Genomic DNA, 24,286 nt, shown 5'->3' on the forward strand with positions numbered 1-24,286 from the left:
AGTCCCGGCTAGGGTCAGACCCTTAATCTCTTAAACGATAAAAACGTCCGGCAGGAAACCAGCCGAGCGCCATCAAAAGAAACTGGCTGACAATAAATGCCGATAAAGCGTAGAAAGCCTTGCCCATGAAACCATAAGAATGCAGGCCGATGGCCAGCATATTGACGCCGAACCAGGAAAGGCTGGTGATGATGTTGCCGAAAACCGCCATCACCATCAGGCCCCGCTCGCGGATGAACCCTCCCCACCGGCTGTGTAAAATAACGGCGTTCCAAAGAACGATCAACAAAGCGCCGTTTTCCTTCGGGTCCCACCCCCAAAACCGTCCCCACGACTGGTCCGCCCAAATTCCCCCCAAAACCGTTCCGGTGAAACTAAACAAAAGCGCAAAGCAGATAATCCCATAAGTCATTGAAACCAACGGCCTGAGCTGCTCCGTTTTGGCCGCAGGAATAATCAATCTTTTTAGGAGATAAACGATGCCCAGCATCCCCGCCAAAAACATCGCGGAATAACCGATGGTAATGACGACGACATGCGTAGCCAGCCAAAAATTGGAATCAAGAACCGCCCGCATCATCTCCAAGGTGTCGCCGGAATCCATCAGATGATGCGCCACCAGCAGGGTGCAGAAACCCGCCAAGGAAGCAACGAGCGATCCGAATCCGTTTTTATAAAGCCTCTCCACGATCATCCCGATCATGACGGCGCCCCAACCCACAAAAATGGCCGACGAATAAAGGTTCGTCACCGGAGGCCGCCCTTGAAACCACATGCGCGTCAAGAGGCCCGCGGTATGGACGACAAAAGCGACGGCTAAAATATGAAACGCGGTTCGGCGTAAAACAACCGGCCACTTCATGAAGGAAACAAGAACCGTCAAAAAGGCGGCTACGTAAAACGCCATGCCGATGTAAAAGGGCTGCGCACGGTTGAAGAGAAATTCCCAACGGACACGCCCATCGACGGCCGCATCCCGTTTCAACCACCACGCGCCGGCTTCGGCGACCGCGGCGTTGAAAGCGGTCGAATCCAGCCGTTTCCAAGCATGAGCGAGACGCGCGTAGGCCCTCAACAACGGGTGTTCGGCGTGGGAGGGACCCAAGGCCTTCAGCAATTCGCTTCCGCCGTCGGCCCAGCCCTCTTCCAAAGAGCCCTTGACCGGGGGCAAAAAAAGAAAATACGCGAATTGAGAAAGAAACTCATACCGGCTCACGAACGAACCCAAACGCTGAAGCGCTTCCAAATCAAATCCCTTGCCTTTTTTCTGATGAGCGCCCAGCGCCGCCAAGCCTTGAGGCAAAATTCTGCGGTATGTTTCGATCTCCCGCGAAAAATCATCGGCATCTTCCGGTTGAAGCGTATTTTTTAAACGTTGGTAAAGCAGCAAACGGTCATGCAAATTGACGATGGCGCTCTGGAACCGGTCGCGCGCTTGAGCGTCGACGGATTGCGCGCGCTGGGCCTGCGCCGCGATTTCAGGCAGAAAGGACTCGATCTCCTGATAAGAAAAGCGTTTCGTTTTCGCCTGGCGTATGTTCATCAGGCCTAAAACATCGGGGTCATCGATCGCGAACACCCGGTATCCGTCCGCTTTGTCGGGTTTGGCCATCACGTCGAGCAGCCATTCAGCGGCGGCAACGCCTGCGCCGTTGACCCGGAAGCTTTGACGGCCCGAGATCATCAATAGAGAGGTTCTCGCCAGCGTGTCCATGGGTTTTATTCGTCCGCCCTGAAGCACGGGCAAACGGCCGAAGCCCTCCAAATCCGCGGTAACGCCGGCCGCCGCGCCTTCGAAAGCCCCGCTCATCAATAAACCCGCCGCGACAAACCCGATCAGCGATCGCCGCAACCTCATAAATAGGCCGTCCTTTTGCGCGACTCGCGCATTTTCAAAACAAAATGAACAATCAGCCCCAGGGTGATCAGGACGCAGGAAACATAAGGAAGAACCCAGCCCGGATTATCCACCACCTGCAAAACGCTCAGCGTGTCGTTCTCCCCGAAGCTGGCCTGATAAAAAGCCTTGCCCGCGTAACGCAGGGGATTGTTCATGTAAATGAGGATATCCCGGCTCTGCCCTTGATCCGGATGATTCAAATGAACCAAACTTGAAAAATTTTTCGGGATGTCCGTGCCCGGGTAACGATCATGGCGAAAATCCTTCAAGGTCAAAGAAAACGGGAGGTATTGCCGCTGGTGCCGCATGGCCAGCCGCCAGCGGCGGCCGTCATGCTCAAATTCCTGAGCCGACTCAATGCCGTTGGAAACAAGCCATGTGCCCAAACTGCGGTCCCCGGCCATCACTTCGATAAAAGCGGCCGTTTGATTGATTTTGTCATCCCCGAGAACCGGCGGGGCCTCCGTAACGTTTAAGCGTTGCCCGACTCCATGAGTGGCCAACGATGATCCGCCGTTATCAACGGCCGGAGCGATCATCGAGTTGCGGTAATATTGCTTGACGAAAATTTGAAAAGGCAGGCGGGAGTGATTAATGATGCGACGCTTAGCCAGCATCGAATCCACGATGCTGAAGACCTCGTCATATTGATCATGGGAAACGTCGATGAGCGCCAACTCCAAATCCCGGGGGTTCTCCGTAAATTGACGAGTTTCCCCTTCGCGCAAAGCCATTTGAGTTTCTTGGGCGTACATGCCCGTGATATACTCGCCCGCGAATAAAAGCACAAGCCCGATATGAGCCAGCCATAACCCGGCTTGCCGCCAGGTTCTTTTAAAACGCAGCCATTGGGCCGCCATCAAATTGACGACCAACACGAGCCCGACTAAAGCGCCGCCCGGGAACACGGGAATTTTGGGCAAAGGACCCGCCTCAGCGTAAAGAAAAAAACTTCTCATGTAAACGTCCACCGCTCCCCATGTTCCTAACTTGACCTGGGCCAGCGTGCACATCGCCACCAGAATCATCAGCAGGGCAAGGCAGGAGACAGTGATTTGCAAAGCCGCGGCCTTGCCCAAAAGACTCTTAGTGTAATGCGTCATAAATCCCTTTGCATTCGTCACCCCGGCGAAAGCTGGGGTCCAGGCCTGGATTCCCGCCTTCGCGGGAATGACGCCAAAAATAAAGAAGTGCTGGACGCACTACACTAATGCGCTTCATGAATGCTCTCCAAAAATTTCAAAAAAGCGGGGCGGATGCCGGCCGCCGCCTGTTCCGGGCCCATGGCCTTAAAAAACCAGGAATGCCCGTTATGGGTCAGTATCCCCGCCAACAGCCTTGTACTCACCCCGTCGGTCGTACCCGTAAAGTCGACAAAAACCACCGTGCCCGCAGGCGTTTTGATGCGGCGGGATTGAGCCGAATAGGCCTTCTCATCCCAGGCCTCAAGACCCACTTGAGAGCGCCAACGATTGACATTGGCCATCTCTCCGCCGGCGTCCCCCGGCAAAAAAATCACGCTGACGTCCACGGCGCCCGCGTCCGACACGGCGTCGAATGACGCTACGCGCATGCCTGAAGCCGGTTTTTCCCGCCATCCGGGAGGAAGGTCCCAGTGCAATGCGGCGGGCTCCGGCGGGCCTTGTTCTCTTGGCGTCAATTGAGCATCAGCGGGGTTAAAGGACGATTCAACTGCCGGCATGGTTTCCTTGGGGACGCGATCAATCCTGATCTCTTCGTTTGAACATCCGCCCAAGCAGAAAAATCCCGCGATAATAAAACGCTTCAAACGCATGATCGGCATGTTCTTGATGACCATTTAATCATTAACGCGGTCCCGACGACAGCCTCTTTTCCTCGATAATTTTTAGGATTTTTGACGCGGCTTGGCGGCCTTGAGCGATGCAATCCGGAAGGCCGATCCCGCGATAAGCGGCGCCGGCCACAAAAAGTCCCGGTTGACGCCGGAGCCGGGTCTCGATTCTTTCAAGCCTGGCCTCGTGGCCCACGGCATAAACGGGGTTGCCGGACATCCAGCGATAAATTTTCGTCATCAGAGGCCGGCCGCAAGCTTCAAAAAGCGGCCGTAAATCGCTCAACACCCGCTCCGCGACGGCTTGGTCATCGAGACGCAGCAGTTCTTTGGCAACCTCGCCGCCGACAAAACACCGGATCGCCGCGTAATCCGGATGCGCGCGCCCCGGGAATTTATTGGAACAATACGTGGCGCCCAGGATGGCCTTGCCCTCGTGCCGCGTCACGAGAAAACCGAATCCGCGCGCGGGACGCGGAAAATCGTCGTTCTTAAAAATCATCGTAACGGTGGCCGAAGAAACATAAGGAATTCCCGAAAGCTCGGCCGCCAGATCGCGATCAAGCTCTTCGATCATGCGCGCCGATTCAAAAGCCGGGGTTGCGGCCAAAACGACATCCGCGAAAATGACGCGCCCATCCTCCAAAACAACGCCGTATCCCCCTCCCTCGCGCCGGACGGCCTTGACCTGAGTCCCCAAAATAACTGATTGACTTTCCAGTCGGGACGCGACGGCCGCGGGCAGGGCATCCAAACCGTTTTTAAGCGTCACAAACGGAGTGTGCGCCGAAGCCCGCCCGGCGCCGTTGGAGCGCTGTTCCTTAATCAAACCTAAAATCAAACTGCGGTGCTTCGCCTGCAAACGATAAAGAATCGGGAAAGCGCTTTTGAAGCTTAGCTCGCCGGCTGATCCGGCATAAACGCCGGAACAAAAAGGATCGATGAACGTGGACGTCATTTCGCAGCCCATGCGCCTGTTGAAAAATTGAGCCGCGCTTTCATCGTCGTCCGGGCGGCCTCTGGGCAAAACAATGTCCATCAAAACCCTTAATTTTGATGGCCACGACAACAAACCGGTCGTTAAAAAAGGGGCAAGGCGCCGGGGAACCATGAAATTCATGCCTTCCGGAATAGGTTTCAGCCGGCCGTTGTTAAGGATACCGACGCTTTGAGACGTCCGGCCGGTATCGAGAAGCTGGCTCGAGAGTCCAAGCTCCTCGCAAAGCTCCACCGCGTTTGGCTTTGACGTTAAAAATGAATCCGGACCCGCTTCAATCGGAAAATAAGCGTCCCGATCCGTGAGGATTTTGCCGCCGGTCCTGGCGGCTCTCTCAATCAGGCAATATTCGAACCGCAGTCCCCGACGCTTGGCTTTGGCCAGCTCGTAAGCGGCGCTTAATCCGGTGATGCCGCCGCCGATAATGACGATTTTCATAAATCATGGCAACGCGCAACCGGCTGTTTACCCGCTCCCCTGCCCTTCCCAATCGCCGCTCGCCGTTTCCGCCATTGTTTCCTGCGGTAAAAATTCCGGACAGGCGGGCCTATTGAGAATCGACCCGATCAATCTCTCGCCGTTTTTGCGGCAACAATAATGAGATTTTCCGCTGAAATCAACGACAAGATCGCACCAAAAGCAATCCAAACAGAAATTTTCCATCATGTCAACCTCGCTGGCTTCCATACCAAACCAATCCGTCGCAAAGCCGATACGCCGATAGGCATGCAACAATACGACCTAAAACCGGCCTTAACGGCCCAGGCTCGATAGGTAACGGGCGAGGTCTTCGATCTGGCGCACATAAGCAAAGGGAGATTCAATGCTCGCATCTGGGGGTTCGTTTGATCCCCAAAAGCCTGGCGATTTTTGTGCCGATCGCTTTTCCTGCTGCTACGATGCCTACCGTTGTGTTCCTATCAGAATAATATAAATCACTATTTACATTTAGTAAATATAGGTGTAAACTATAGATATGATTAGTCGTATTTTTTGGATTGATAAAATCACCCAAACTTGGAAACAAGCGCCGATTGCTTGGCTTACGGGGGTAAGGCGCTCTGGAAAAACCACGCTCTGCCGCGGCTTCGCCGAGGCTAAATACCTGAACTGCGACTTGCCGCGAACCGCCGCTTTGCTGGACGATCCCCAGGCCTTTTTGCGATCTGTTAAAGAGCCGATACTCATTCTGGATGAGATTCACCAGCTTGCCGATCCCAGCCGGCTGCTTAAAATCGGCGCTGATGTCTTTCCCCATCTAAAAATTCTGGCTACCGGTTCCTCAAGCCTAGCGGCGACGCAAAAGTTCCGCGACAGTCTGACGGGACGCAAGCGCACCGTGGTTCTAATGCCGGTCCTCTTCCAGGAGCTTGCGGATTTTGGCGTTCAAGATTTGCGCGAGCGCTTATTCCGAGGCGGATTGCCCCAAGCGCTGCTGGCCGGGAGTGCCGATGAAGGTTTTTATGGGGAATGGCTGGATTCCTATTTCGCGCGCGATGTCCAAGAGCTTTTCCATGTGGAAAAAAGGGCGGGCTTTCTCAGGCTGCTGGAAGCCGCGCTGAGGCAAAGCGGGGGTATGGCCGAAGTCACCAGCCTGGCCCGCGCTTGCGGCTTAAGCCGGCCGACTATTCTTAATTATCTGGAAGTTTTCCAAATGACCCATGTGCTGCGCATCCTGCGGCCTTATCATGGGGGCGGGCGCCAAGAAATTTTACAGCAGCCTAAAATCTACGGCTTTGACACGGGCTTTGTCCGCTACGCAAACGGCTGGAATGAACTGCGCGAGCAAGATTGCGGGCTTTTGTGGGAACATTTAGTTCTGGATACATTGCTGGCCCACGCTCCTTCTGCCCGGATTCATTTTTGGAGAAATAAACAAAAACAAGAGTTGGATTTCGTCATTGCCCAGGGCCGGGGAGAGGCCATAGCCATTGAATGCAAATGGCATGCCGCCGCTTTCGATCCGGGGGCGTTGCGCGCTTTCCGCGCCTTACACCCTGCGGGTAAAAATATCGTGATTGCGCCCGATTTGGACGCGCCTCTGGAAAAGAAACTAGGAGGAATGAACATAATTTTTATACCCTTAAAAAATCTTCCCGAAACTATTTTGTTCCGCTTTTAGTTGAAAGCTGCTGAGGCGATGTTTTCATTGTAACTTAGCTACGCTCGGAAAAAGGGAGGGTTAGGGGGTTGGTTTACGCAATTGCTGCCATGCCAAACCAATCCGTTGCAAAGCCGATAGGCATGCAACAATACGACCTAAAACCGGCCTTAACGGCCCAGGCTCGATAGGTAACGGGCGAGGTCTTCGATCTGAGTTTCGGTCATCTGGCCTTTGTACCCGGGCATGGCGGAGTCGGGATTGAGCGTGGAGGGATCTTCAATATATTTCTTGATATAGGCTTTGTCCCTGGCGGATCCAATCAAAGAAAGATCAGGGCCGGTATCCGCGCCTTCCGTCTCGATTCGATGGCAGGCCGCGCAATTTTCAACGAACAACTTCGGGGCTTCCTTGGTGTACGGACCGGCTCCGAACGATTTCATATAGGCCACCAGCGCGTGGATTTCGTCATCCAACAAATTGAGCTTGGGCATTGCGGAACCGGGGCTGACCGACTGCGGATCGCGGAAATGTTTTTCGAGCCATTCTTCGGTTTCTTCTGCGGTCGCTTTGTCCAACTCCGGCCCGATACCGCCGCCTTTTCCCCCGATCCTATGGCAATAGGCGCAATTGAGCTGCCGGTAAAGCCTCATTCCAGCCATCACATTAGGATCTTTCTCCACGATGGGGTTGGTTAAGGGGCTTTTGTAACCGGCCCAGGTCAAATAAGCGATCCCAGCCAAGGCCGCTATCCCCAAGCCGGTCAGCGCTTTGCGGTCAACAATATGGCGCCGGGGCCCACGATCCAAAAAAGGCAGCAAAATAAGCACAGTGATCGCCGCGCCCGGAAAAACGACGGCGGCGATGGCTTCAAGATGCCCGGGAAAAAATTTGAGCGCTTGAAACATGAAAAGAAAATACCACTCAGGGCGCGGGTTGTACGTGGTATCCGTAGGATCGGCCGGCTCCTCCAAGCCCGCGCCGAAATGCCACGCCAAGAAAGAAAGCAGCGCCAAGATGAACAGGGCCGCGAGCGTGTCCTTAAAAACAGTATGCGGAAAAAAAGATTTTCCCGCTTCTTTAAGCTCTTTGTATTTCTTTTTATATTCTTCGTGCCAGCCGCCGGCCATTAGAGAACCCTCTCGCCTTTGCCCACCCTGCGGGGAACTTCCGAGATCCCATGCCAAATCACGAGAAACAGGTGAACGCCGATGAGCAGGGCGGCCGTCAGCGGCAGAACGAGAACATGCAGCGCATAAAAACGCGTCAGGGTGGCGGCGCCCATTGCATCACCGCCCATCAACACCTTGGCCACATAGGGACCGACCACCGGCGCTTGGCCGGCGATATTGACGCCGACCACCGTGGCCCAATAAGCCTTCTGATCCCAGGGCAAGAGATACCCCGTAAATCCCAGGCCCATGACCACCAGAAAACGACCGACGCCGAAAAGCCACGTGGCTTCGCGCGGGTATTTGTAAGCGGCCATAAAATAAACCCGCAGCATATGCAAAAAAACCAAAATCACCATCAAAGTGGCGCCCCAATGGTGCAAACCCCTGATGAATTTACCCAGCAAAACCTCGTTTTCAATATAACGGATGGAATCATGGGCATGATCGGGAGAAGGAACGTAATTCATGCCGAGCAAGGCGCCGGTGATGATCTGGACTAAAAAGACAAAAAGAAGGGCGCTCCCCAACGTGTAAAGCCAAGCCACAGGTCCCTTGGCCTCGGGGATTCGCCGCTCAAAAATAGCTTGCCAAATTTTATCCCAGCCCAAACGCTCGTTAATCCAGGCGCGCAATGCCGTCATCGCCGGCCTCCTGGCAGGCCCCGATCGCGGAATCGGCGCATGGGCATATTCCTAGGCCTTTGCCTGGAGCGGTTGCACGAAAAGCCTGCCCCCCACAACCTTCGTCGTATACCGATCCAAAGGACGCGGGGGCGGTCCGCTGACGACTTGGCCGTCGATCGCGAAAGCCGCGGTATGACACGGGCACAAAAATTGCTTTTTTGCGTCATCCCAGCGGTAGGGGCATCCCAAATGCGTGCAACGCGGATCAAAAGCGATGAAATCCCTGTTGTTGGACGTCAGGATCCAGGCCGAAGCGCGGTGTTCCGTCGTCACCCACGCATCGCGCCGCCGCGCCGCAAATTCAATCTTCGCAGGAACACCCGATTTGAAATCTTTGACCGGCCCGACATCCACCCAGCCTTCCTCTTTGCGCTTAAACACGGGCGAAATGAAATAACCCAGCCCCGAACCGCCCAGAACAGCGGCGATCAACGCGCCCAAACCCGCGATGAGCCATCCTAAAAAAGAACGCCTGGATATCTGCCCATCGGACAATTTATTTTCCATCTTGACCATTATTATTCTTGTCGTTCTTGGCGTCCCCGTTCAACGCCGGACGACCCCCTTGTTTTTCCGCTAATGAGCGAACATAAGCGAGAACCTCGGCAATCTCCAAGTCCTTTAACTTGCCTTTATAAGCCGGCATTTTTCCCCCGCCGTTGGTTATGATGGCGGTCAACTCCTCGTTGGTTTTGTCCGACGTCGTCTTGTCGAGCAAGTCCAGCGCCGCGACATCCACTTTGAACATTTTGGCCATGCCCGCATTGCCTTTGGCGTCTTTGCCGTGGCAGGAGGCGCATTTGGCCGAAAACAAGCCGGCACCCGCCGATGACGAACCATCCTGGGCCGACAATTTTTTCTTTTGTCCGCCGGACGCGCTTTGGGCATCTTTCGATTCGGCGTTGGAAGACCCCCCCGTGTTTTTCACATAAGCCACGACACCCGCAATTTCCGCTTCGGCGAGCTTGCCTTTAAACGCGGGCATTTTGTTCATGCCGTTCGTCGTGGTGTTGATGAGTTCCTTCTCCGATTTGCCAAGCGTCTCTTTATCGGTAAGGTCCAATGCCGATTGATTGATTTTAAACACCTTGGCCATGCCCGCATTGCCTTTGGCGTCTTTGCCGTGGCAGGAGGCGCATTTAGCGGAGTAAATGGTCTTTCCCGCTGAGGAATCATCCGCTCGAACCACCATGCCTGCCAATAAAAGCAATCCAATACCGATCTCCAACCAAAGACTATCTTTTAGTTCCATCGCGCCTCCTAACAATGGGCTGGCCCGGGTTGCAATGCTGAAACATTGACCCGGCTTGCGGGGTGCGGCTGAAGGAGCGCCTGCTTGCGACCTCACAAGCCGGAACATTCGCACCACACCAGCCCCTATAAGTCATATGAATACCGGTTTAGAACATAAACTGAATCTCAAGCGTTGTCTCTCTCTCTGTTGTCTGTTTTGTCGCAGCCGTTACAGCGCCCGTTGTCAAGCTTTTGGAGGCGTTCTTGCTCTTATACTGAGAACCCTCCAAAACAAAACGCCCGTGTTCCATGGGTTTCCAGTGGATACCCAAAACAGGGCCCTCTTTCTCGTTGTCCTTGAAACTCGTGTCCGCGTCAAAAAAGTCCCACCTAAAGTACGGCGCCAAGTCTCCGGCCATCAGATGCGACTGGGCTTCAATATAGTAACCCTTGGACTTCTGCTCAAAGCCCGTGATCCCCGGAGTATTGAACTTATTTTTTCCGGTAAGATAAGACCCCACCAAGGCTCCCTTAACCCCTTGAAGATCAATGGTGTAATTGCCCATCAGGCCAAGCTGGTTGAAAGCGTCATCCCCGGTGTATTTTGACGGAACGAACCAATGGCTTGGGTAACGGCCCCGGTAGTAGTAAACGCCGGCCATGCTGCCATTGCCGTCAAAAGCGTAGTCCAGAGTGGCAAAAACGTCTTTATGGGTGTCGGTGCCGATCTCAACGGTGTTCTCGTATTTGCCTGTTCCGTTAACGACGCCTAGCTCCAAAAAGGCATCCTTGTAGCTCAAGCCCGTGCTGGCGCCGAACTGCCTGGAGAATGTTCGATATGGGTTTTCACTATTAACCGTTGAGGTGAAAGGAAGCGGCCGCGAATACTCCAAGCGGGCGCCGCCCCCATGAAGATGAATCAGCCACGGCATAATGCGGCCCATCCTGGCCGTCCAAGACACATCCTCGCCGAAGCCGGTGTTGTATTGGAGGTAGAGCTCGGCCAATTTGGAGCGCGCCCAATCGCCCATATCAGACTCAGTCTTTTCGGCGTTTTCCAAAGGATTCTTCTTCTCGTTTTCGTTTAAGTACATTTCAGAAAAGAAAGAGAACCCTTTATCCAACGGTCCGCCCGCGTAAATGCTCAGGGCGTGGGCCTCAAAAGAATTTCTGATCTCCTTTGTTTCGGCCCCGGTGGCCAATGTTTCTGTATTTTTATTCTTCTGCCAACTGCGCAGCTTGGCTGTCAGCGCCAGATAATCAGAAAGGTTGGCCTCCTTATCCTCGCCCCCAGGCATCTGATGGCCGCTTCTTAAAAACTGCTGCCCCGTCCGGGTCAGCTTATATCCAGCCACATGGCAGACATTGCAGCTAACGCCGTATTTTCTCGCCCAAGCAGCAGTAGCCTGAGCCTCCGGAACACCAGTCGGCTTAACCGGACATAAATGCCTGAGCCTCTGGATCACCGGCGGCGCGATCCAGGCGGCCGCCAATAAAAATAGGGCCGCCGCGAACAATTTAATGCGTTGTATCATTTTTTCTCCTTTTTACGGCCGATCACCGGTGTAGGTAAAAGACCGAATTTCTTTTTTTCCTTCTTCAAGAGCCAGCCTCCCTTGTTCTTTCTGCACTTCATCAAAAAGCTCTTCCAAAAGCGTGGTGTCTTCTTCAAACTGCGCCGCCCGCTTGACTTTGCGCTCCTGGGCGTCGTAAACCAAAAAATTCACGATAGCCTTTTCTTCCTTTTCACTCAGCGCCATATTGGCGGCCTCGCCCTTGGCATGCATCCGGTGGACGTAGCGCTTCCAATCCTCGCGGCCGACGAACGGAGCGTTGATGGGACGAGCGAGGGTATGGCAGAGAGAACACTTCGCCTTGAATACTTCGTAATTCTTCCTTTGCGCGTCGGGATAGCCGGCGACGTCAACGGCGCCCGCGCCCAAATCCCAAACGAATTTGGCTTGAAGCTGCTGCGGCGTAAAGCGGCCGGCGCGGGGTCTCGGAGATTGTTCCGTTTGTTTGCGGCAGGCAAGCGGCAGCAAGAGGGCAAGCAAGATAACGTACGGCCTGAATTCATTCAGGCGACTCCACAACGAAGCTCGCGCGGCTCGTCTTCGCTCGGCATTCATGCGAATCCCTCCGATTGTCTCGTTTATGCCACAGGAACATTTGCGTCCCGGCTGCCATCTAATCTTAGCGTAATTGCAAACAATTCTTTTCCCGCTTGCCCGCGTCCGTCAAAAGAACTCGGGAGAAAAATTTTAAAAGATCAAACGTCGTAATCACCCCGAAAATTTTGCCCGTCTTCTCATCAGTGACGAACAAACGATGCACTCTTTTCTTGACCATCTCGCGCGTGATGACGGCCAATGGCGCCGAGCGTCCGACCCTGTAAATCTTGGGGGTCATCCATTTAAGAACGTAGTCTTCTTCCGATTCCCGGTGGAACCCTCTGCTTTCCGCGACCATTTCCAACGTGCCCCTGGCCCGCATAATCCGCCTGGTTTCATCCGCGATGCTCATGGATACGTATTCCCGCTCATAACGCACGATATCGGTTTTGGTGATCACGCCCACCGGCTTTTCAAAATGATCCAAGACAGGAACGCCGCTGATGCCTTTATCCAAAAGCAAACTGGCCGCCTGCCGGACGGTATCCGAAGTGCGCAAGTAAAAGACGGGCTTGGACATGATTTGTTCGGCTCTAATAAGAGGCATGACGGTTTTTTCGCCGTTCACCTTTGCTGGCATCGGGCACCTCCTTGTGCGGCTCGTTAATAGTCCTCATGGTTCTTTGTGCAACGAACCGGCCAACGTTCAAACTCTTCAATTAAAAATAAGGGACAAGAATAACCCAACGCCTGAAAACGCGCAACCGGGCAAGCGCTTATTGGTTAAATTTTTTCTGGGCGGGGAGTTTAATAAAAAGGATTGAACCGCAAAAGCACGGCGCAAAAAATAACGGCCAGACTCAGCGCCAAATTAATCCGCCCCCAAAAATAAAGCTTTTTCGCCAATTGGCCCATGGCCGGTCCGGGCCGAACAGCCGCTTCGATGAGCTGCGGCCCCCAAACATAGGAATGCCGATAGCTTAAGATGACGACAATCAAAACCAAAACGAGTTTGGTCGCCAAGACATAGCCGAATGGCGAATAAAAAATATCCGGCGACTCCCTAAGGCCGAATAGTTTATAGGAACCGGTGGCCAACAGCACGCAAAGAGCGGCGATTTGAATCGTCTTAAAACGCCGCCCGATATCGCGGTAAAGGGTTATCCTCGTCGTGTCGTCCAACGCGGCTCTCAAGACGGGCTGCACGACGAAAGCGGTAAAAATCATGCCGCCGATCCACGTCACGGCCGCCATTAAATGCAGCCAGTGAATGACGGCTTCCAGCCACATCATGCGGACGTTTCCCCGTGTCCGTTGGATTCGTGCGCCGGCAGGTTATGACCGCCGGCGAATGGAGCGCTCTTGCGCGCGACTTTTGTTTTTATGGCCGCTTGGCGAACGGCCGAAGCCACGCAAGCGCCCACGTCGGGATTGAAAATCGAAGGGATGATGTAGTCTTCCCTGAGTTCGCGCCGGCCCACGACCGAAGCCAGGGCCAGCGCGGCCGCGAGCTTCATCGGCTCGTTGATGGTTCGCGCGCGCACGTCCAGCGCCCCGCGAAAAACCCCGGGAAAAACCAGGGCGTTGTTGATCTGATTGGCATAATCGGAGCGCCCCGTGGCCACGATGCGCGCATAGCGCAACGCTTCCAGCGGAGGCACCTCGGGATCCGGGTTGGCCAAGGCAAAGACAACAGCGTTTTTAGCCATGCGCGACAAATCCTTGACCTTTAACAATCCGGGGCCGGACAGCCCGATAAAAACATCCGCCCCCGACAACGCGCCCTTGAGGCTTCCTTGATAGCGGTCCGGGTTGGTGATTTTGGCCAATTCCTCTTTAGCGGGATTCATATTCTGCATCCGGCCCGAATAAACCGGCCCGGCCCTGTCGAATCCGATGATGCGCCGTATTCCCGCTTGAATCAATATCCGCGCTACGGCCATGCCCGCGGCCCCCACTCCGGTCATGACGATTTTCAACGAACGCTTGGATTTTTTGACGATCCGCAAAGCGTTAAAAAGAGCCGCCAAGACCACGACCGCGGTGCCGTGCTGATCATCGTGAAAAACCGGAATATCGAGCGTTTTTCTCAGCCGGTTTTCGATTTCAAAACACCGCGGCGCGGAAATATCCTCCAGATTGATCCCGCCGAAACCCGGCGCCATGGCCTGCACGATCCGGACGATCTCATCGGTATCCTGCGTCGCCAAACAGATGGGAAAGGCATCCACTCCCCCGAAATTCTTAAAGAGAATCGCTTTGCCCTCCATGACGGGCAAAGCGGCTTCGGGGCCGATATTGCCCAAGCCCAGGACCGCGGAACCGTCCGTGACAATGGCCACCGTATTTTTTTTCATGGAGAGCGCCCAGACGCGCGAACGGTTTTCATGAATGGCCATGCAAACCCGCGCCACTCCGGGGGTGTACGCCATGGACAAATCATCGCGCGTTTTTAGGGGAACCCTGGAACGCATTTCGATTTTTCCGCCCAAGTGCATCAGGAAAGTTCTGTCGGAAACAGCGATGACCCGGATGCCGGGGATTCTGTTGAGCCGGGCCACCAATTCATTGCCGTGGCGCTCATTTAATACCTGAACCGTAATATCACGAATTTTTTCATCCCGGGAAGTCTCGACAACGTCAATGGCGCCGACGGAGGCCCGTTCCTTGCCGATGAGCGAGATAATCTTCGCCAATGTTCCCGGGCGTCGCCTGATCTTTAAACGCAGGGTCAACGTGTAAGAGGGGCTGGCCAGATAAGAATTTCTAGAGGCGCTTAAACTCATAATCTATGGATATGATGCAACAAAAGAGCCAACAGGAGCACCTTCTTTTACATCGAGCGATTACGCGCGAACGGCACTTTTTATTTTTTGCGGGATTAATGCAAATCGGGCCTGAAAAAATCTCAGGTAACGAGGTTCATAAACCATGGACACCCCTCTGATGTGATCGCGCTTCGCAAGCGTCCCCCGGATGCCCGAACAAACATAATCCAAATGCGACTGCGTGTAAACTCTTCTCGGAAGCGCCAGGCGAACCAGTTCCAGCTTAGGGATATGATTTTCTCCGCTTTCCAAATCCCGTCCGGCCGATACAATCCCCCTCTCCATGGCGCGCACGCCGCTGTCCGCGTAAATTTCGGCGGTCAAGGACTGCGCGGGAAATTGCGCTCTTGGAACATGCGGTAAAAAAGCCGTGGCATCGATAAACACGGCGTGCCCTCCAGCCGGGTTGACCAGCGCAACGCCCGCTTGGTTCAAATTCTCCCACAAATAACGCACCTGGCTGATGCGATGCGCGATCAAATCATCGCGCTCAACGGATTCCCGTATCCCCTGGGCCAAAGCCTCCAGGTCCCGGCCGGCCAAACCGCCGTACGTATGCAATCCTTCGTAAACCACGCATAAATTCCTGGCTTCCTCGCACAGCCCTTGATCGTTCGTAGCCAGGAATCCCCCGATATTGACATACGCGTCCTTTTTGGCGCTGACGACGATGGCGTCGGCCAAGGCGCATATTTCCCGCACGATTTGCTTGACTGGTTTTTCCCCCCATCCCTTTTCCCTCTGCTGGATGAAATAAGCGTTTTCCACGAGACGCGCCCCGTCAATGACGACTTTGATGCCGCAGGAGCGGGCCAATCGCGACACGCTATTCAAATTGTCCATGGAAACGGGCTGGCCGCCCGCCATATTGACCGGAGCGCCGATGGTGATATAGGGAATTTTGCGAACGTCCGTCTTTTTAACGAAACCGGTCAATTTTTTTAAATCGATGTTCCCTTTAAAGGGATGATTGATCTTGGGATCATGCGCCTCATCAATAATCACATCCACGAATGTCCCTCCGGCAAGTTCCTGATGCAGCCGGGTGGTGGTGAAATACATGTTGCCGGGAATGAAATCGCCGGGCTTGATCAGGCACTTTGACAAGATGTTTTCCGCGCCGCGGCCCTGATGCGCGGGGATGACGTACTTGAAGCCGTAAACCTCCTCGACGGCTTCCTGGAACCGGTAATAGCTTTCGGCGCCCGCATAAGCCTCGTCGCCGCGCATGAGCGCGGCCCACTGCTCCTGGCTCATGGCATTGGTGCCAGAATCCGTCAACAAGTCGATGTAAACGTCGCGGCTTCTTAAAAGAAAAGTATTGTAACCGGCCTCGCGGATGGCCTTCTCCCGCTCCTGCTTTGAAATCAGGCGGACCGGCTCCACGGCCTTGATCTTATAAGGCTCCGGTAAAATTGACGCCGTCAAAAATGAACACCGTCCTTGTAGTTAGAAAACATTCTGGCCAAAATCAATAATTCAGGATGAACAGAGGCCAGGCGAGGCAGCACTAAGCGGATTCTGCGGCGATAGTCCCGCAAACCTTTTTTGAATGCGTCCAAACCGCCGGCTTGCGAAAGGTCCAGCTTCTTAAGATCAAGAACAAGGCGCGACCGGCTCGCCTCAAGCGCGCCGCGGACCCGCCGGACCAGATGTTCGGCCTCAACGGTTTTCATGGCCCCTTCCAAACGCATCCAAACGAGTTTTTTGGCGTGCTGGAGCTCGACGCTGACGGAGAGTCCGCGAGCCGCCATCTCCTGCTGAATTTCCTGCCAGAGATTAAAGTGGCCCCAGTTTTTCTGCGCTATGCGATAAACGCTGCGGCCAAGACGCGGGTGCTGAAAAATCCCTAACTTTAAAGTCAACGCGGTCCATAAAGCCGCGGCCAACGCGGCTGCGGAGGCCAGGCGCTCAAGTAAAACCGGCCGCCCCAACGAACGATAGATCCGCTCTCTTAATTCCCCGATCCAAGCGCGCACGTTTTGATTGGGTCCCAGCACGGTTCCCGCGAACAAAATCGGGTAGGCCTTGCGAACGTCCCGGGCATACATCATGGCTTTGCGGCGCAATACCGGGTTTTCCGAATCCTTCAAACGTTCGTAACCGCACAGCCAATTGTCCACGACGCGATACACGCTCGGCCCAAGCCGGTGAAAATCCTCTCGAAAGCACCAGCGCTGAATATCCTCTATTTCAACCGCGGAGAGCGTGGGGTGCTTGACCATTGCGGCAAAACCGTCCGACCTGCGGTAAAACGTTTCGGGGTGTCGCGTCAAATCCTCCCTCAAGCGGCCTTCCCTGACCACGCGTTCATGGAAAGGCGTACCGGGGATGGGCCCGTAAATAAGGAACTGGGAAAGAGCGGGTTTGAGCTCCATCAAGCCGTTTAATTCCTGAGCCACGATTTCTTTCGTCTGATAATCGAATCCGACGATCATGGAGGCGAGGATGGTGATGCCGTGCTCGCGAAATTCACGCAAAATCTCCCCGGGCGGCCGGCCTTGCTGCTTGGCGTATCCGGACCGGGTCCCTTCGTAGCCGATCCAAAATCCGTCGATGCCCATTTCCAAAATTTCTTCGACCGTATACTGGCTGATGGCCCGAATGCTGGAAAAAACGAAAATCGAGGGAAGCCGCCCGCCCTTTAAAACGCATTCCCTGAAATCCATGGCCCGTTTCTTATTCAAAAGAAAATCCTCATCGAGGATGGTAAACACCATGTCCGGGTCCAAATCCAGATAGCGTTCGATCACCGCATAAATATCCTTGCCCTCGGGCAGCAGACGGATGTGCTTGCGTTTGAAAAAATTGGAGGTGCAGCAAAAATCGCATCCGTTGGGGCAGCCCAACCCGGCGAACACCATGCCTGTTTTCGACACCGGCAATGAAAAAACGTTCAAACGGCTGACGATCAAGGGGTGTCGATACGGCATGGGAATTTCAGGCTCCCCCAACAGCCGCCGCATAAAAGCGACTCCTTCCTCGCGGCAAATATAATCGCCGTAAGGCTTGAGGAGTTCATCGGGCAGCACGGTCCCGTAGCCGCCCAGGATGATTTTGCTCTGTGGGGAATAGCGCCGTATCAGCGCGACCGTCTCCTTCATTTTGTGAACAACCGCGAGCAAAAAAGAAACGCCGATATAGTCATACCCTTTCTTTAGCTCGCGAATCAGCTCGCGCCGCGATGGGTATTGAAGGACGACCGTGGGAGCCTCCAAATTTTCAGCCACGTACTCCAAAGAAAAATGCGCATGCGTGGCCCGGGGACTGAACAAACCCTGGGCACGGGTCACCTGACCGAACAGCAGCTCATAACCCACGCTCGGCGCATCGCCGTATCTTGGCCCCAGCGGACGGCAAACGCTGGTGAGGAGAACTTTTGTCATGCGGGAACCCCCGTTAATTGTTCGATAAAATCCCGCGTCGTTGACACGGATGAAAAACCGCAGGCCAAATTCCGCAAAGAGGCCAGGTGCAATTCCTCCGACTGCGCGGCCGTGGCATCCATGGCCACGAAGGTTTTAAAGCCGAAATCAAAAGCGCTGCGCACCGTGGATTCCACGCACAAATTAGTCATGACGCCCGCCACCACGAGATGCTCGACACCGCCGCGGTAAAGCGCGGCTTCGAATTTCGGGTTGGAAAACACGCTGTAGCGGCATTTGCGGAATACTTCACCCTCCCGAGGTTCGAGCGCCGGCGATACCCTGGCCTCGGGCGTGCCCGCCAGGCAAACCTTTTTCCACATCAGCGTCATCAGGCCGCCGTCTAAACTCGGGTTCTTGTGGGCGTGCAGGCTGTAAAAGACGGGCCGCCCCGCGGCCCGGAACGTTTCCGCCAGCAGACGCACATTGGAAAAAATGGCTCTGGAAGCCGGCAAGTAAGCCTCGCTTCTGGGGCTTAAAAAAAACTCCTGCATATCCACGATCAAGAGCCCGGCTTTCTCCGCATCCAGAACAAACTTGCGCCTGTTGAGCTCGCTGATCTGCGTTTTCCAACAATCCGTTTTAGCGGGCAAGTTCTCGCCATGAACATAACTTTGGACGTCCTTGAGCAAATTGCCGGCGGTCAACCGGGCTCTTTTTTTGAGGGCGGCCGACCAAAGCTGTCCGCATGATGTTGCGGCGTCGATTTCTTGAGGCAAACTGGGGCTTAGGATCACGTCAAATCCCTCTTTCTTAAGCCTGCCCGCATATTCCATGATGGGTTCGGGCGCTTTCTGCCACACATTCGTGGTTTGCGACCGGTTGGAAGCCGCCGTAGGATTGACGGGAGTGATTTTGACCAAAAACTTTTCGGGCGAAAAATAATGGTCAAGGCCGCCGGGATCACGCGCTTCGTCCGGCCCCAGGGCGAAATTAAGGGTGATTTTGCGGTCTCCCGGCTTCACAAAACGCTCCCCGAAACGGGAAATATCCTCCAGGCTCCATTTCTTGACGGGGACAATCATCCGGCGTTTTTCTTCATCCAAGGAATGCACGGAAAATTGAAGCTGAAACCTCCCGCCCGCGTAATAGGCGTCTTTGATCCGGAGCAACTCCTCAAAAAACGCGAATGTGGGCGCGCTTTTAGGCGCGACCGTCGAAATGCTGGGCAAAATTCCCGGATACCCGAATTCCCGGCCCAATAGGCGCAGCGCTTCCAGCGTCGCCGGGTTTAAAGCCGGCTCGCCCATCCGGGCAAAATGAATCTTGGCCTTAGGGTGCCGTTGAATGTTCAACCCCGGGTTGAAACGGACAAGAAGGCGGATTTGTTCCATGATTTCTTCGGCCGTCAAATTCCCTTGAAAACCGAGGGATCCGGCATCGCACATGCGGCAGCCCACCGGGCAGCCGAATTGCGTGGAAACCATCATCACCCACTTGTCTCTTTTGGGAACGCCGGGCTCCAAGGTGTCGACAAACTCGATCAAAAGGCCGGGGTTGTTTCTTAATTCGGCAAGGTATAACGAAGCCAGGCCCGCGACTCGCCTTTGCTCAACAATCCTCATTAGGAGTTATTGATAGCAACAAGCTCGCCAAGAATTCGTTTTTTATTTTGATTCTTTACGGTATGCGGGGCTGTGACGCCCCCAGGGTGCGGAATTTTTGTCCCGCAATCCGTATCAAACCTAACAAACTAACGGACAAATCGCCCCAAACAATAAAAGCTAAGAACCACCACAGCATAATCCAAACCGGCGCCCCGCCGATGACGCCCAAATAATATTCATGCAAACCCGCGGTTTGAATGAATAGAATCTCCGTCCCCACGGCCATGGCCGTCATCACCGATAAAATCACAATTTTCAGCGGGCCGGGGCGATAAAAGGTCAGCGCACCCAGAAGAGCGGCGGCGAACGGCAGCCATGACATCCAAGGATCGGCGTAAAACCGATAAATCGCCTGCCGCGTGAGCAAAACCAAAATACCCGCGAACGCCGCTCGTTTAAAAAGACCGCCGCCCTGCGTCGGGCCGGTCAAGAAAAACTTTCGAACATTCAACAACGAAGCCAAAAAACGCAGGATCAATCCCCAATAAAGCAGCATCCAAAAAGGAATCGTCGAAATCCAAGGGAATAAAAGCGCAGCGCGATAATGGTAAACGCCATGTCCGTCGACTGAATTCCAGTCGTTGAAAGCGCCGATGGCCGCGCAACAGGCGACAAAAACGATCTCAGCAGCCATGGAATGGCTTTTGTTCCGGCGAACCCACAGGCGCCATAAAAAAAACCGCAGCCCGAAAACAGCCGAAACCAAGAAAAGCATGAATACCGGACGATCGGCGCAAGCTAACACGGCAATCCCGACAATGGCCACGGCCCCGGCGTCAATGAGCACGCCCGCGGCATTGAGATGCGACCGGAACGATTCAATGTTGCGGCTCAGCTCGGCCGCAAGCGCGCGGACGGTCATACGGCCCTCGAAAACCCGGCGGCTTCCCGCAATAAATGAAACGGATGATCAAGGCCGTACAGATAGCTGTCGGTGGTGTAATTTTGCGCCCAGTTGCAGTTTCCCCCGCATTGGTTCTTCGCCGGACCGTGAAATCCCGTCGGATTGACTAAAGTGCAGGCATGCCGGTAAAGGCTGTCAACGTCGGCGAAATTGAGCACGTCGACGGTTTCGGGGGCGACATTGACGCTGGACTTGCAGGGCCAAAAAAGACGCCCGTTAAAATCAAGGTGAGGTTTGACGGTATTGCGGCAATTGAGTTTTTCCGCAAACAACAAGCGCCGGTTCAGGCGCGGCGATCCCGCGATACGATACCCGGCCTGTTGCCTCTTGAGAATCTCCAGGGCAAGCTCAATATAAGCCGGATCATCCAGCAGGCGCCGGTCGATGCAGGAGCCGCGATTTTGGGGCACGGGAGTCAGCCATATCCCCAGGTCATTGGCCAAATTAAGCACAGACCAGGCCTCCTCAAGATACCCCGGCTGAATAACCATATTAATCATTAATTTGAATTTGAGTTCCTTGGACAACTCCCGAAGAACCAACAGATTGCGCAACACATCAATCGGATTTCGATACCGCCACATATCCCGCAGCACGTCGAGCGACAAGCCGTCAAGGCTGACGACGACAATGTCAAGATCGGCCAGCAAACTCTTCCAGGATTCGAGTTTCAGCACATGATGAAAACGGCTGCCGTTGGTGTTTAAGACAATGGGGAAATACTTCAAATCCCTGGCCGCGCGGGCCAGCGCCGGCAAATCCGGCCGCGCCGTGGGTTCGCCGCCGGCGAAATAAACCGACGCGGTTCCGGTTCGCATGATTTTGAGCAGTTCCACGGCCTGCGCAGTGTTGAGCATGCCCGCATTGCTTAAATCCGGGTATTTTCGTCCGGTATGATCGTCGCAATAAATGCAGGAAAAATTACAGACCCGCGTCAGCGTCCAGATAAAATACAACGGGCGGAAATCTTCCCTCCCCCGCTTTTTTAAAGAGCGATTCAATCCGTAATTTTTTATCGCGGTTTTGCCGGCGGCCAGCCGGCGCCGCCAAAAATCAGTTCTTTTTTGCGGCCGGTCCAATAAAGGAAGCAGCTCTTTGCTTAAACCCTGCGCTTCGCGCAAAAGACTAGACCAATCAGGATGATTTTTTTCGGGATGATAAAAATTAAATGTCAGCATCATAATAACCTTGTACTAAACAATTGTACTAAACATATGTTTAATACTTAACAAACAAAATTTACACCCATGACCTTGTCAAACTTAATTAGGACTTACTCTATGCGAGCGGATTCCGGATAGGTATTCCGCGCATAACATGGCTGCGCGCATGCCGTCGCCGCTGGCGATGGCCACCTGCCGGCAGCGGCCTGAGTGAATGTCGCCGGCTGTAAAAACGCCCTCTTGAGGAGAAATTCTTCCGATTAACGTTTCATCGGGCTTTTTGCCGATGAGGATAAACAGTCCCGAGACATTGAGACTGTTCGGATGATCCCCCTCGCTTTGTATCCTGACTCTCTTAAGCGCTCCGTTGCCCTCAGCCGCGATCGCCCGCGTGCCGTATAAAATTTTCACATTGGGCAAACCGCCGATTCTTTTTTTCAGATGTGCCGCGGCGCTCAAGCCGGCCCCCCGGCACAGGACATAAACTCGCTTGGCAAAACGGCCCAGATGGACGGCCTGATGGACGGCCGCGTCCCCGGCGCCCACCACCGCGACGTCTTCTCCGCGAAAACGCGCCGCCTTCTCAAAGGCGCCGTAGTAAACGCCTTTGCCCAAAAATTGCGATTCGCCGGCAATGCCCAATTCCTTAAAATTCGCGCCCGTGGCCAACACCAAGGCCCGGCAGGCCAAATCCAAATGTTCGGTCTCAAGTAAAAACCGCCGGCCGCTCTCCTTTGAAATGCCCGAAACCTCCTCCTTGAAGAAAACCAAACCCTGGCGTCCGGCTTGCCGGTAAAAGCGATTCATCAAGGCCCGGCCGGAGATGCCGTCGGGGAATCCGGGGTAGTTCTCGATTTGATCAATCAGGAAGGCCTGGCCTCCCCATTGATTCTTTTCCAGCAAAGCCGTTTTAAACCCGACCCTGGCCAAATACATGCCGGCCGCCAACCCGGCCGGGCCGCCGCCGATGACGACCGCATCCCAAATTCGCCTGCTCACGGTTGATAAGCGCAGTACGGCTCCTCAGCCAACATATTACCGTAGGCGTAATAGGCCCTCGCCCGGCAACCGCCGCAAACCGTTTTAAAAGCGCATGCTCCGCATTTTCCCTCAAGCAATCCGCTGTCGCGCAAGCTGGAAAATTGCGACGCTTTGTCCCAAATTTCCGCGAACGGCTTCTCTTTGATATTGCCGCAAGAAACCGGCAGGTAGCCGCAAGGAAAAACATCCCCCTTGTGGGAAACAAAGCACATATGGATGCCGGCCAAACAGCCCTTTCTATGCGTCCCGTTGCAATGGCCGTCGTTTAAATAACCCGTCTCGATCCGGTAATAGTGGGGCGCGCAAATGGCTTTCACCGGGACGGGCCCTTCTTGCTCTTTTTGAAAAACCCATTGAAGCCATGTTTCCACTTCTTGCGCCGAAAGCATTTGCGACTCTGCGATCTGAATGCCGCATCCCACCGGAACAAGCAAAAACAAATACAAGGCCTGCGCCTTAAGCGCCCCGGCCATTTGGTACATGGTCTCGATTTCGGCGACATTTTGTTTGGTGACGGTGAAATTGATCTGCACCTTGATCCCCAAATTTTGCAGATGCATCATCCCCCGGATCGCCCGCTCGAAATTGCCTTTGCCGCGAAAAGTGTCGTGGGTCCCCGGTTTCGCTCCATCAAGAGAGATCGATGCGTAATACACGCCGGAGTCCTTGATCTTCTTGGCCAGCCGGCCGTCCACGAGCGTGCCGTTCGTCGACAAAGCGACCGGCAGCCCCAAACCATGCGCATAGGACAACAGCTCGAAGATATCTTTCCTAAACAGCGGCTCTCCGCCTGAAAAAATCAACACCGGTTTTCCGCCGGCGGCCAACTGATCGATAAAACCTTTGGCTTGCGAGGTGTTGAGCTCGTCCGGGGAGCCCTTGACCAAAACATCCGTTCTGCGGCAGTGGATGCAGCGTAAATTACATCCGGCCGTAGTTTCCCAATAAACACGCCTAAGTTGGGTTTCCAGATGACCGGCCATATGACCTCCTTTCTTTATTTATTAATCTGCCGGGCCGCACGCAGATTTAGCGACAATCAGGGTAATGTCCGCCCCTTCAATCTTTTCCCCGATACGATCGACCTTATAACCCTGACTTTCTAAAGAACTTTTAAAATCAGCGGCCACAAACGAATCCACCCTAAGCTCCAATGCCTGTCCCTGAGTCATGGCATCGAGCGCCATCAACACCCCCCTGAGGGCATAAGAAAAACTCAGCCAGCGCACGTCTAATGTCTTGTGAACTTCCATCGATTCTCCATCTATAGGCATATGCAACAAAATGGCCAGCCGTGTGAACGCA

The 24,286-nt window shown here is 54.2% G+C and carries 23 protein-coding genes; 1 reads left to right on the forward strand and 22 read right to left on the reverse strand.

Annotated features, from left to right (window positions below):
• Positions 1–22 precede the first annotated feature (22 nt).
• The 5 genes from ccsA to HYT79_03360 form a co-directional block, all read right to left on the reverse strand.
• Positions 23–1,858, reverse strand: a complete 1,836-nt coding sequence (gene ccsA, locus HYT79_03340) for a cytochrome c biogenesis protein CcsA (GenBank protein MBI2069612.1) — start codon at positions 1,856–1,858, stop codon at positions 23–25.
• Positions 1,855–3,003 (reverse strand): cytochrome c biogenesis protein ResB, encoded by a 1,149-nt coding sequence (locus HYT79_03345; protein ID MBI2069613.1) that lies wholly within the window; start codon positions 3,001–3,003, stop codon positions 1,855–1,857. The genes ccsA and HYT79_03345 overlap by 4 nt, the downstream gene beginning before the upstream one ends.
• 104 nt (positions 3,004–3,107) lie before the next feature.
• Positions 3,108–3,719, reverse strand: coding sequence for a hypothetical protein (locus HYT79_03350; protein MBI2069614.1), 612 nt, complete (start codon positions 3,717–3,719; stop codon positions 3,108–3,110).
• Between the two features lie 7 nt (positions 3,720–3,726).
• Positions 3,727–5,148 carry a protoporphyrinogen oxidase gene (gene hemG / locus HYT79_03355; GenBank protein ID MBI2069615.1) on the reverse strand — a complete coding sequence of 474 codons (1,422 nt, stop codon included), beginning with the start codon at positions 5,146–5,148 and terminating at the stop codon, positions 3,727–3,729.
• Positions 5,149–5,175: 27 nt separating this feature from the next.
• The gene (locus HYT79_03360; GenBank protein MBI2069616.1) at positions 5,176–5,376 is read right to left on the reverse strand and encodes a hypothetical protein; all 201 of its coding nucleotides are present in this window, start codon (positions 5,374–5,376) and stop codon (positions 5,176–5,178) included.
• A gap of 310 nt (positions 5,377–5,686) precedes the next feature.
• On the opposite strand from HYT79_03360, the gene HYT79_03365 reads away from it, so the two are divergent.
• Positions 5,687–6,832 (forward strand): ATP-binding protein, encoded by a 1,146-nt coding sequence (locus HYT79_03365; GenBank protein MBI2069617.1) that lies wholly within the window; start codon positions 5,687–5,689, stop codon positions 6,830–6,832.
• Positions 6,833–6,981: 149 nt separating this feature from the next.
• On the opposite strand, the gene HYT79_03370 is transcribed toward HYT79_03365, so the two are convergent.
• The 17 genes from HYT79_03370 to HYT79_03450 form a co-directional block, all read right to left on the reverse strand.
• A complete protein-coding gene (locus tag HYT79_03370; protein ID MBI2069618.1) occupies positions 6,982–7,941 on the reverse strand; it encodes a c-type cytochrome in 960 nt (319 codons plus the stop codon).
• Complete coding sequence (locus HYT79_03375; GenBank protein MBI2069619.1) at positions 7,941–8,627, reverse strand: cytochrome b N-terminal domain-containing protein; 687 nt, start codon at positions 8,625–8,627, stop codon at positions 7,941–7,943. The genes HYT79_03370 and HYT79_03375 overlap by 1 nt, the downstream gene beginning before the upstream one ends.
• A 51-nt stretch (positions 8,628–8,678) precedes the next feature.
• Positions 8,679–9,176: a ubiquinol-cytochrome c reductase iron-sulfur subunit gene (locus tag HYT79_03380; protein ID MBI2069620.1), complete on the reverse strand. Its 498-nt coding sequence runs from the start codon at positions 9,174–9,176 to the stop codon at positions 8,679–8,681.
• On the reverse strand, positions 9,166–9,921 hold the full coding sequence (locus HYT79_03385; GenBank protein ID MBI2069621.1) for a c-type cytochrome: 756 nt from the start codon (positions 9,919–9,921) through the stop codon (positions 9,166–9,168). Before HYT79_03385 ends, HYT79_03380 begins: the two co-directional genes overlap by 11 nt.
• A 148-nt stretch (positions 9,922–10,069) precedes the next feature.
• Complete coding sequence (locus tag HYT79_03390) at positions 10,070–11,437, reverse strand: hypothetical protein (protein MBI2069622.1); 1,368 nt, start codon at positions 11,435–11,437, stop codon at positions 10,070–10,072.
• 12 nt (positions 11,438–11,449) lie between these two features.
• Positions 11,450–12,031, reverse strand: coding sequence for a cytochrome c (locus HYT79_03395; GenBank protein ID MBI2069623.1), 582 nt, complete (start codon positions 12,029–12,031; stop codon positions 11,450–11,452).
• A gap of 64 nt (positions 12,032–12,095) precedes the next feature.
• Complete coding sequence (locus HYT79_03400; protein ID MBI2069624.1) at positions 12,096–12,653, reverse strand: CBS domain-containing protein; 558 nt, start codon at positions 12,651–12,653, stop codon at positions 12,096–12,098.
• A 167-nt stretch (positions 12,654–12,820) separates the two neighbouring features.
• Positions 12,821–13,306, reverse strand: a complete 486-nt coding sequence (locus tag HYT79_03405) for a DUF4149 domain-containing protein (GenBank protein ID MBI2069625.1) — start codon at positions 13,304–13,306, stop codon at positions 12,821–12,823.
• Positions 13,303–14,799 (reverse strand): NAD-dependent malic enzyme, encoded by a 1,497-nt coding sequence (locus HYT79_03410; GenBank protein ID MBI2069626.1) that lies wholly within the window; start codon positions 14,797–14,799, stop codon positions 13,303–13,305. The genes HYT79_03405 and HYT79_03410 overlap by 4 nt, the downstream gene beginning before the upstream one ends.
• A 60-nt stretch (positions 14,800–14,859) precedes the next feature.
• A complete protein-coding gene (locus HYT79_03415) occupies positions 14,860–16,269 on the reverse strand; it encodes a tyrosine phenol-lyase (GenBank protein MBI2069627.1) in 1,410 nt (469 codons plus the stop codon).
• Positions 16,266–18,227 carry a hypothetical protein gene (locus tag HYT79_03420; GenBank protein MBI2069628.1) on the reverse strand — a complete coding sequence of 654 codons (1,962 nt, stop codon included), beginning with the start codon at positions 18,225–18,227 and terminating at the stop codon, positions 16,266–16,268. Before HYT79_03420 ends, HYT79_03415 begins: the two co-directional genes overlap by 4 nt.
• Positions 18,224–19,831 carry an isochorismatase family protein gene (locus HYT79_03425; GenBank protein MBI2069629.1) on the reverse strand — a complete coding sequence of 536 codons (1,608 nt, stop codon included), beginning with the start codon at positions 19,829–19,831 and terminating at the stop codon, positions 18,224–18,226. The genes HYT79_03420 and HYT79_03425 overlap by 4 nt, the downstream gene beginning before the upstream one ends.
• Positions 19,832–19,886: 55 nt before the next feature.
• Positions 19,887–20,735 carry a hypothetical protein gene (locus HYT79_03430; GenBank protein MBI2069630.1) on the reverse strand — a complete coding sequence of 283 codons (849 nt, stop codon included), beginning with the start codon at positions 20,733–20,735 and terminating at the stop codon, positions 19,887–19,889.
• Positions 20,732–21,958: a radical SAM protein gene (locus HYT79_03435; protein ID MBI2069631.1), complete on the reverse strand. Its 1,227-nt coding sequence runs from the start codon at positions 21,956–21,958 to the stop codon at positions 20,732–20,734. Before HYT79_03435 ends, HYT79_03430 begins: the two co-directional genes overlap by 4 nt.
• Positions 21,959–22,039: 81 nt before the next feature.
• Positions 22,040–22,939: an FAD-dependent oxidoreductase gene (locus HYT79_03440; GenBank protein ID MBI2069632.1), complete on the reverse strand. Its 900-nt coding sequence runs from the start codon at positions 22,937–22,939 to the stop codon at positions 22,040–22,042.
• Complete coding sequence (locus HYT79_03445; protein ID MBI2069633.1) at positions 22,936–23,964, reverse strand: radical SAM protein; 1,029 nt, start codon at positions 23,962–23,964, stop codon at positions 22,936–22,938. The genes HYT79_03440 and HYT79_03445 overlap by 4 nt, the downstream gene beginning before the upstream one ends.
• A 21-nt stretch (positions 23,965–23,985) precedes the next feature.
• Entirely contained in the window at positions 23,986–24,234 is a 249-nt protein-coding gene (locus HYT79_03450) for a hypothetical protein (protein MBI2069634.1), read from the reverse strand.
• Positions 24,235–24,286: the final 52 nt, after the last annotated feature.

Source organism: Elusimicrobiota bacterium (assembly GCA_016180815.1).
Lineage (GTDB): Bacteria > Elusimicrobiota > Elusimicrobia > JACQPE01 > JACQPE01 > JACPAN01.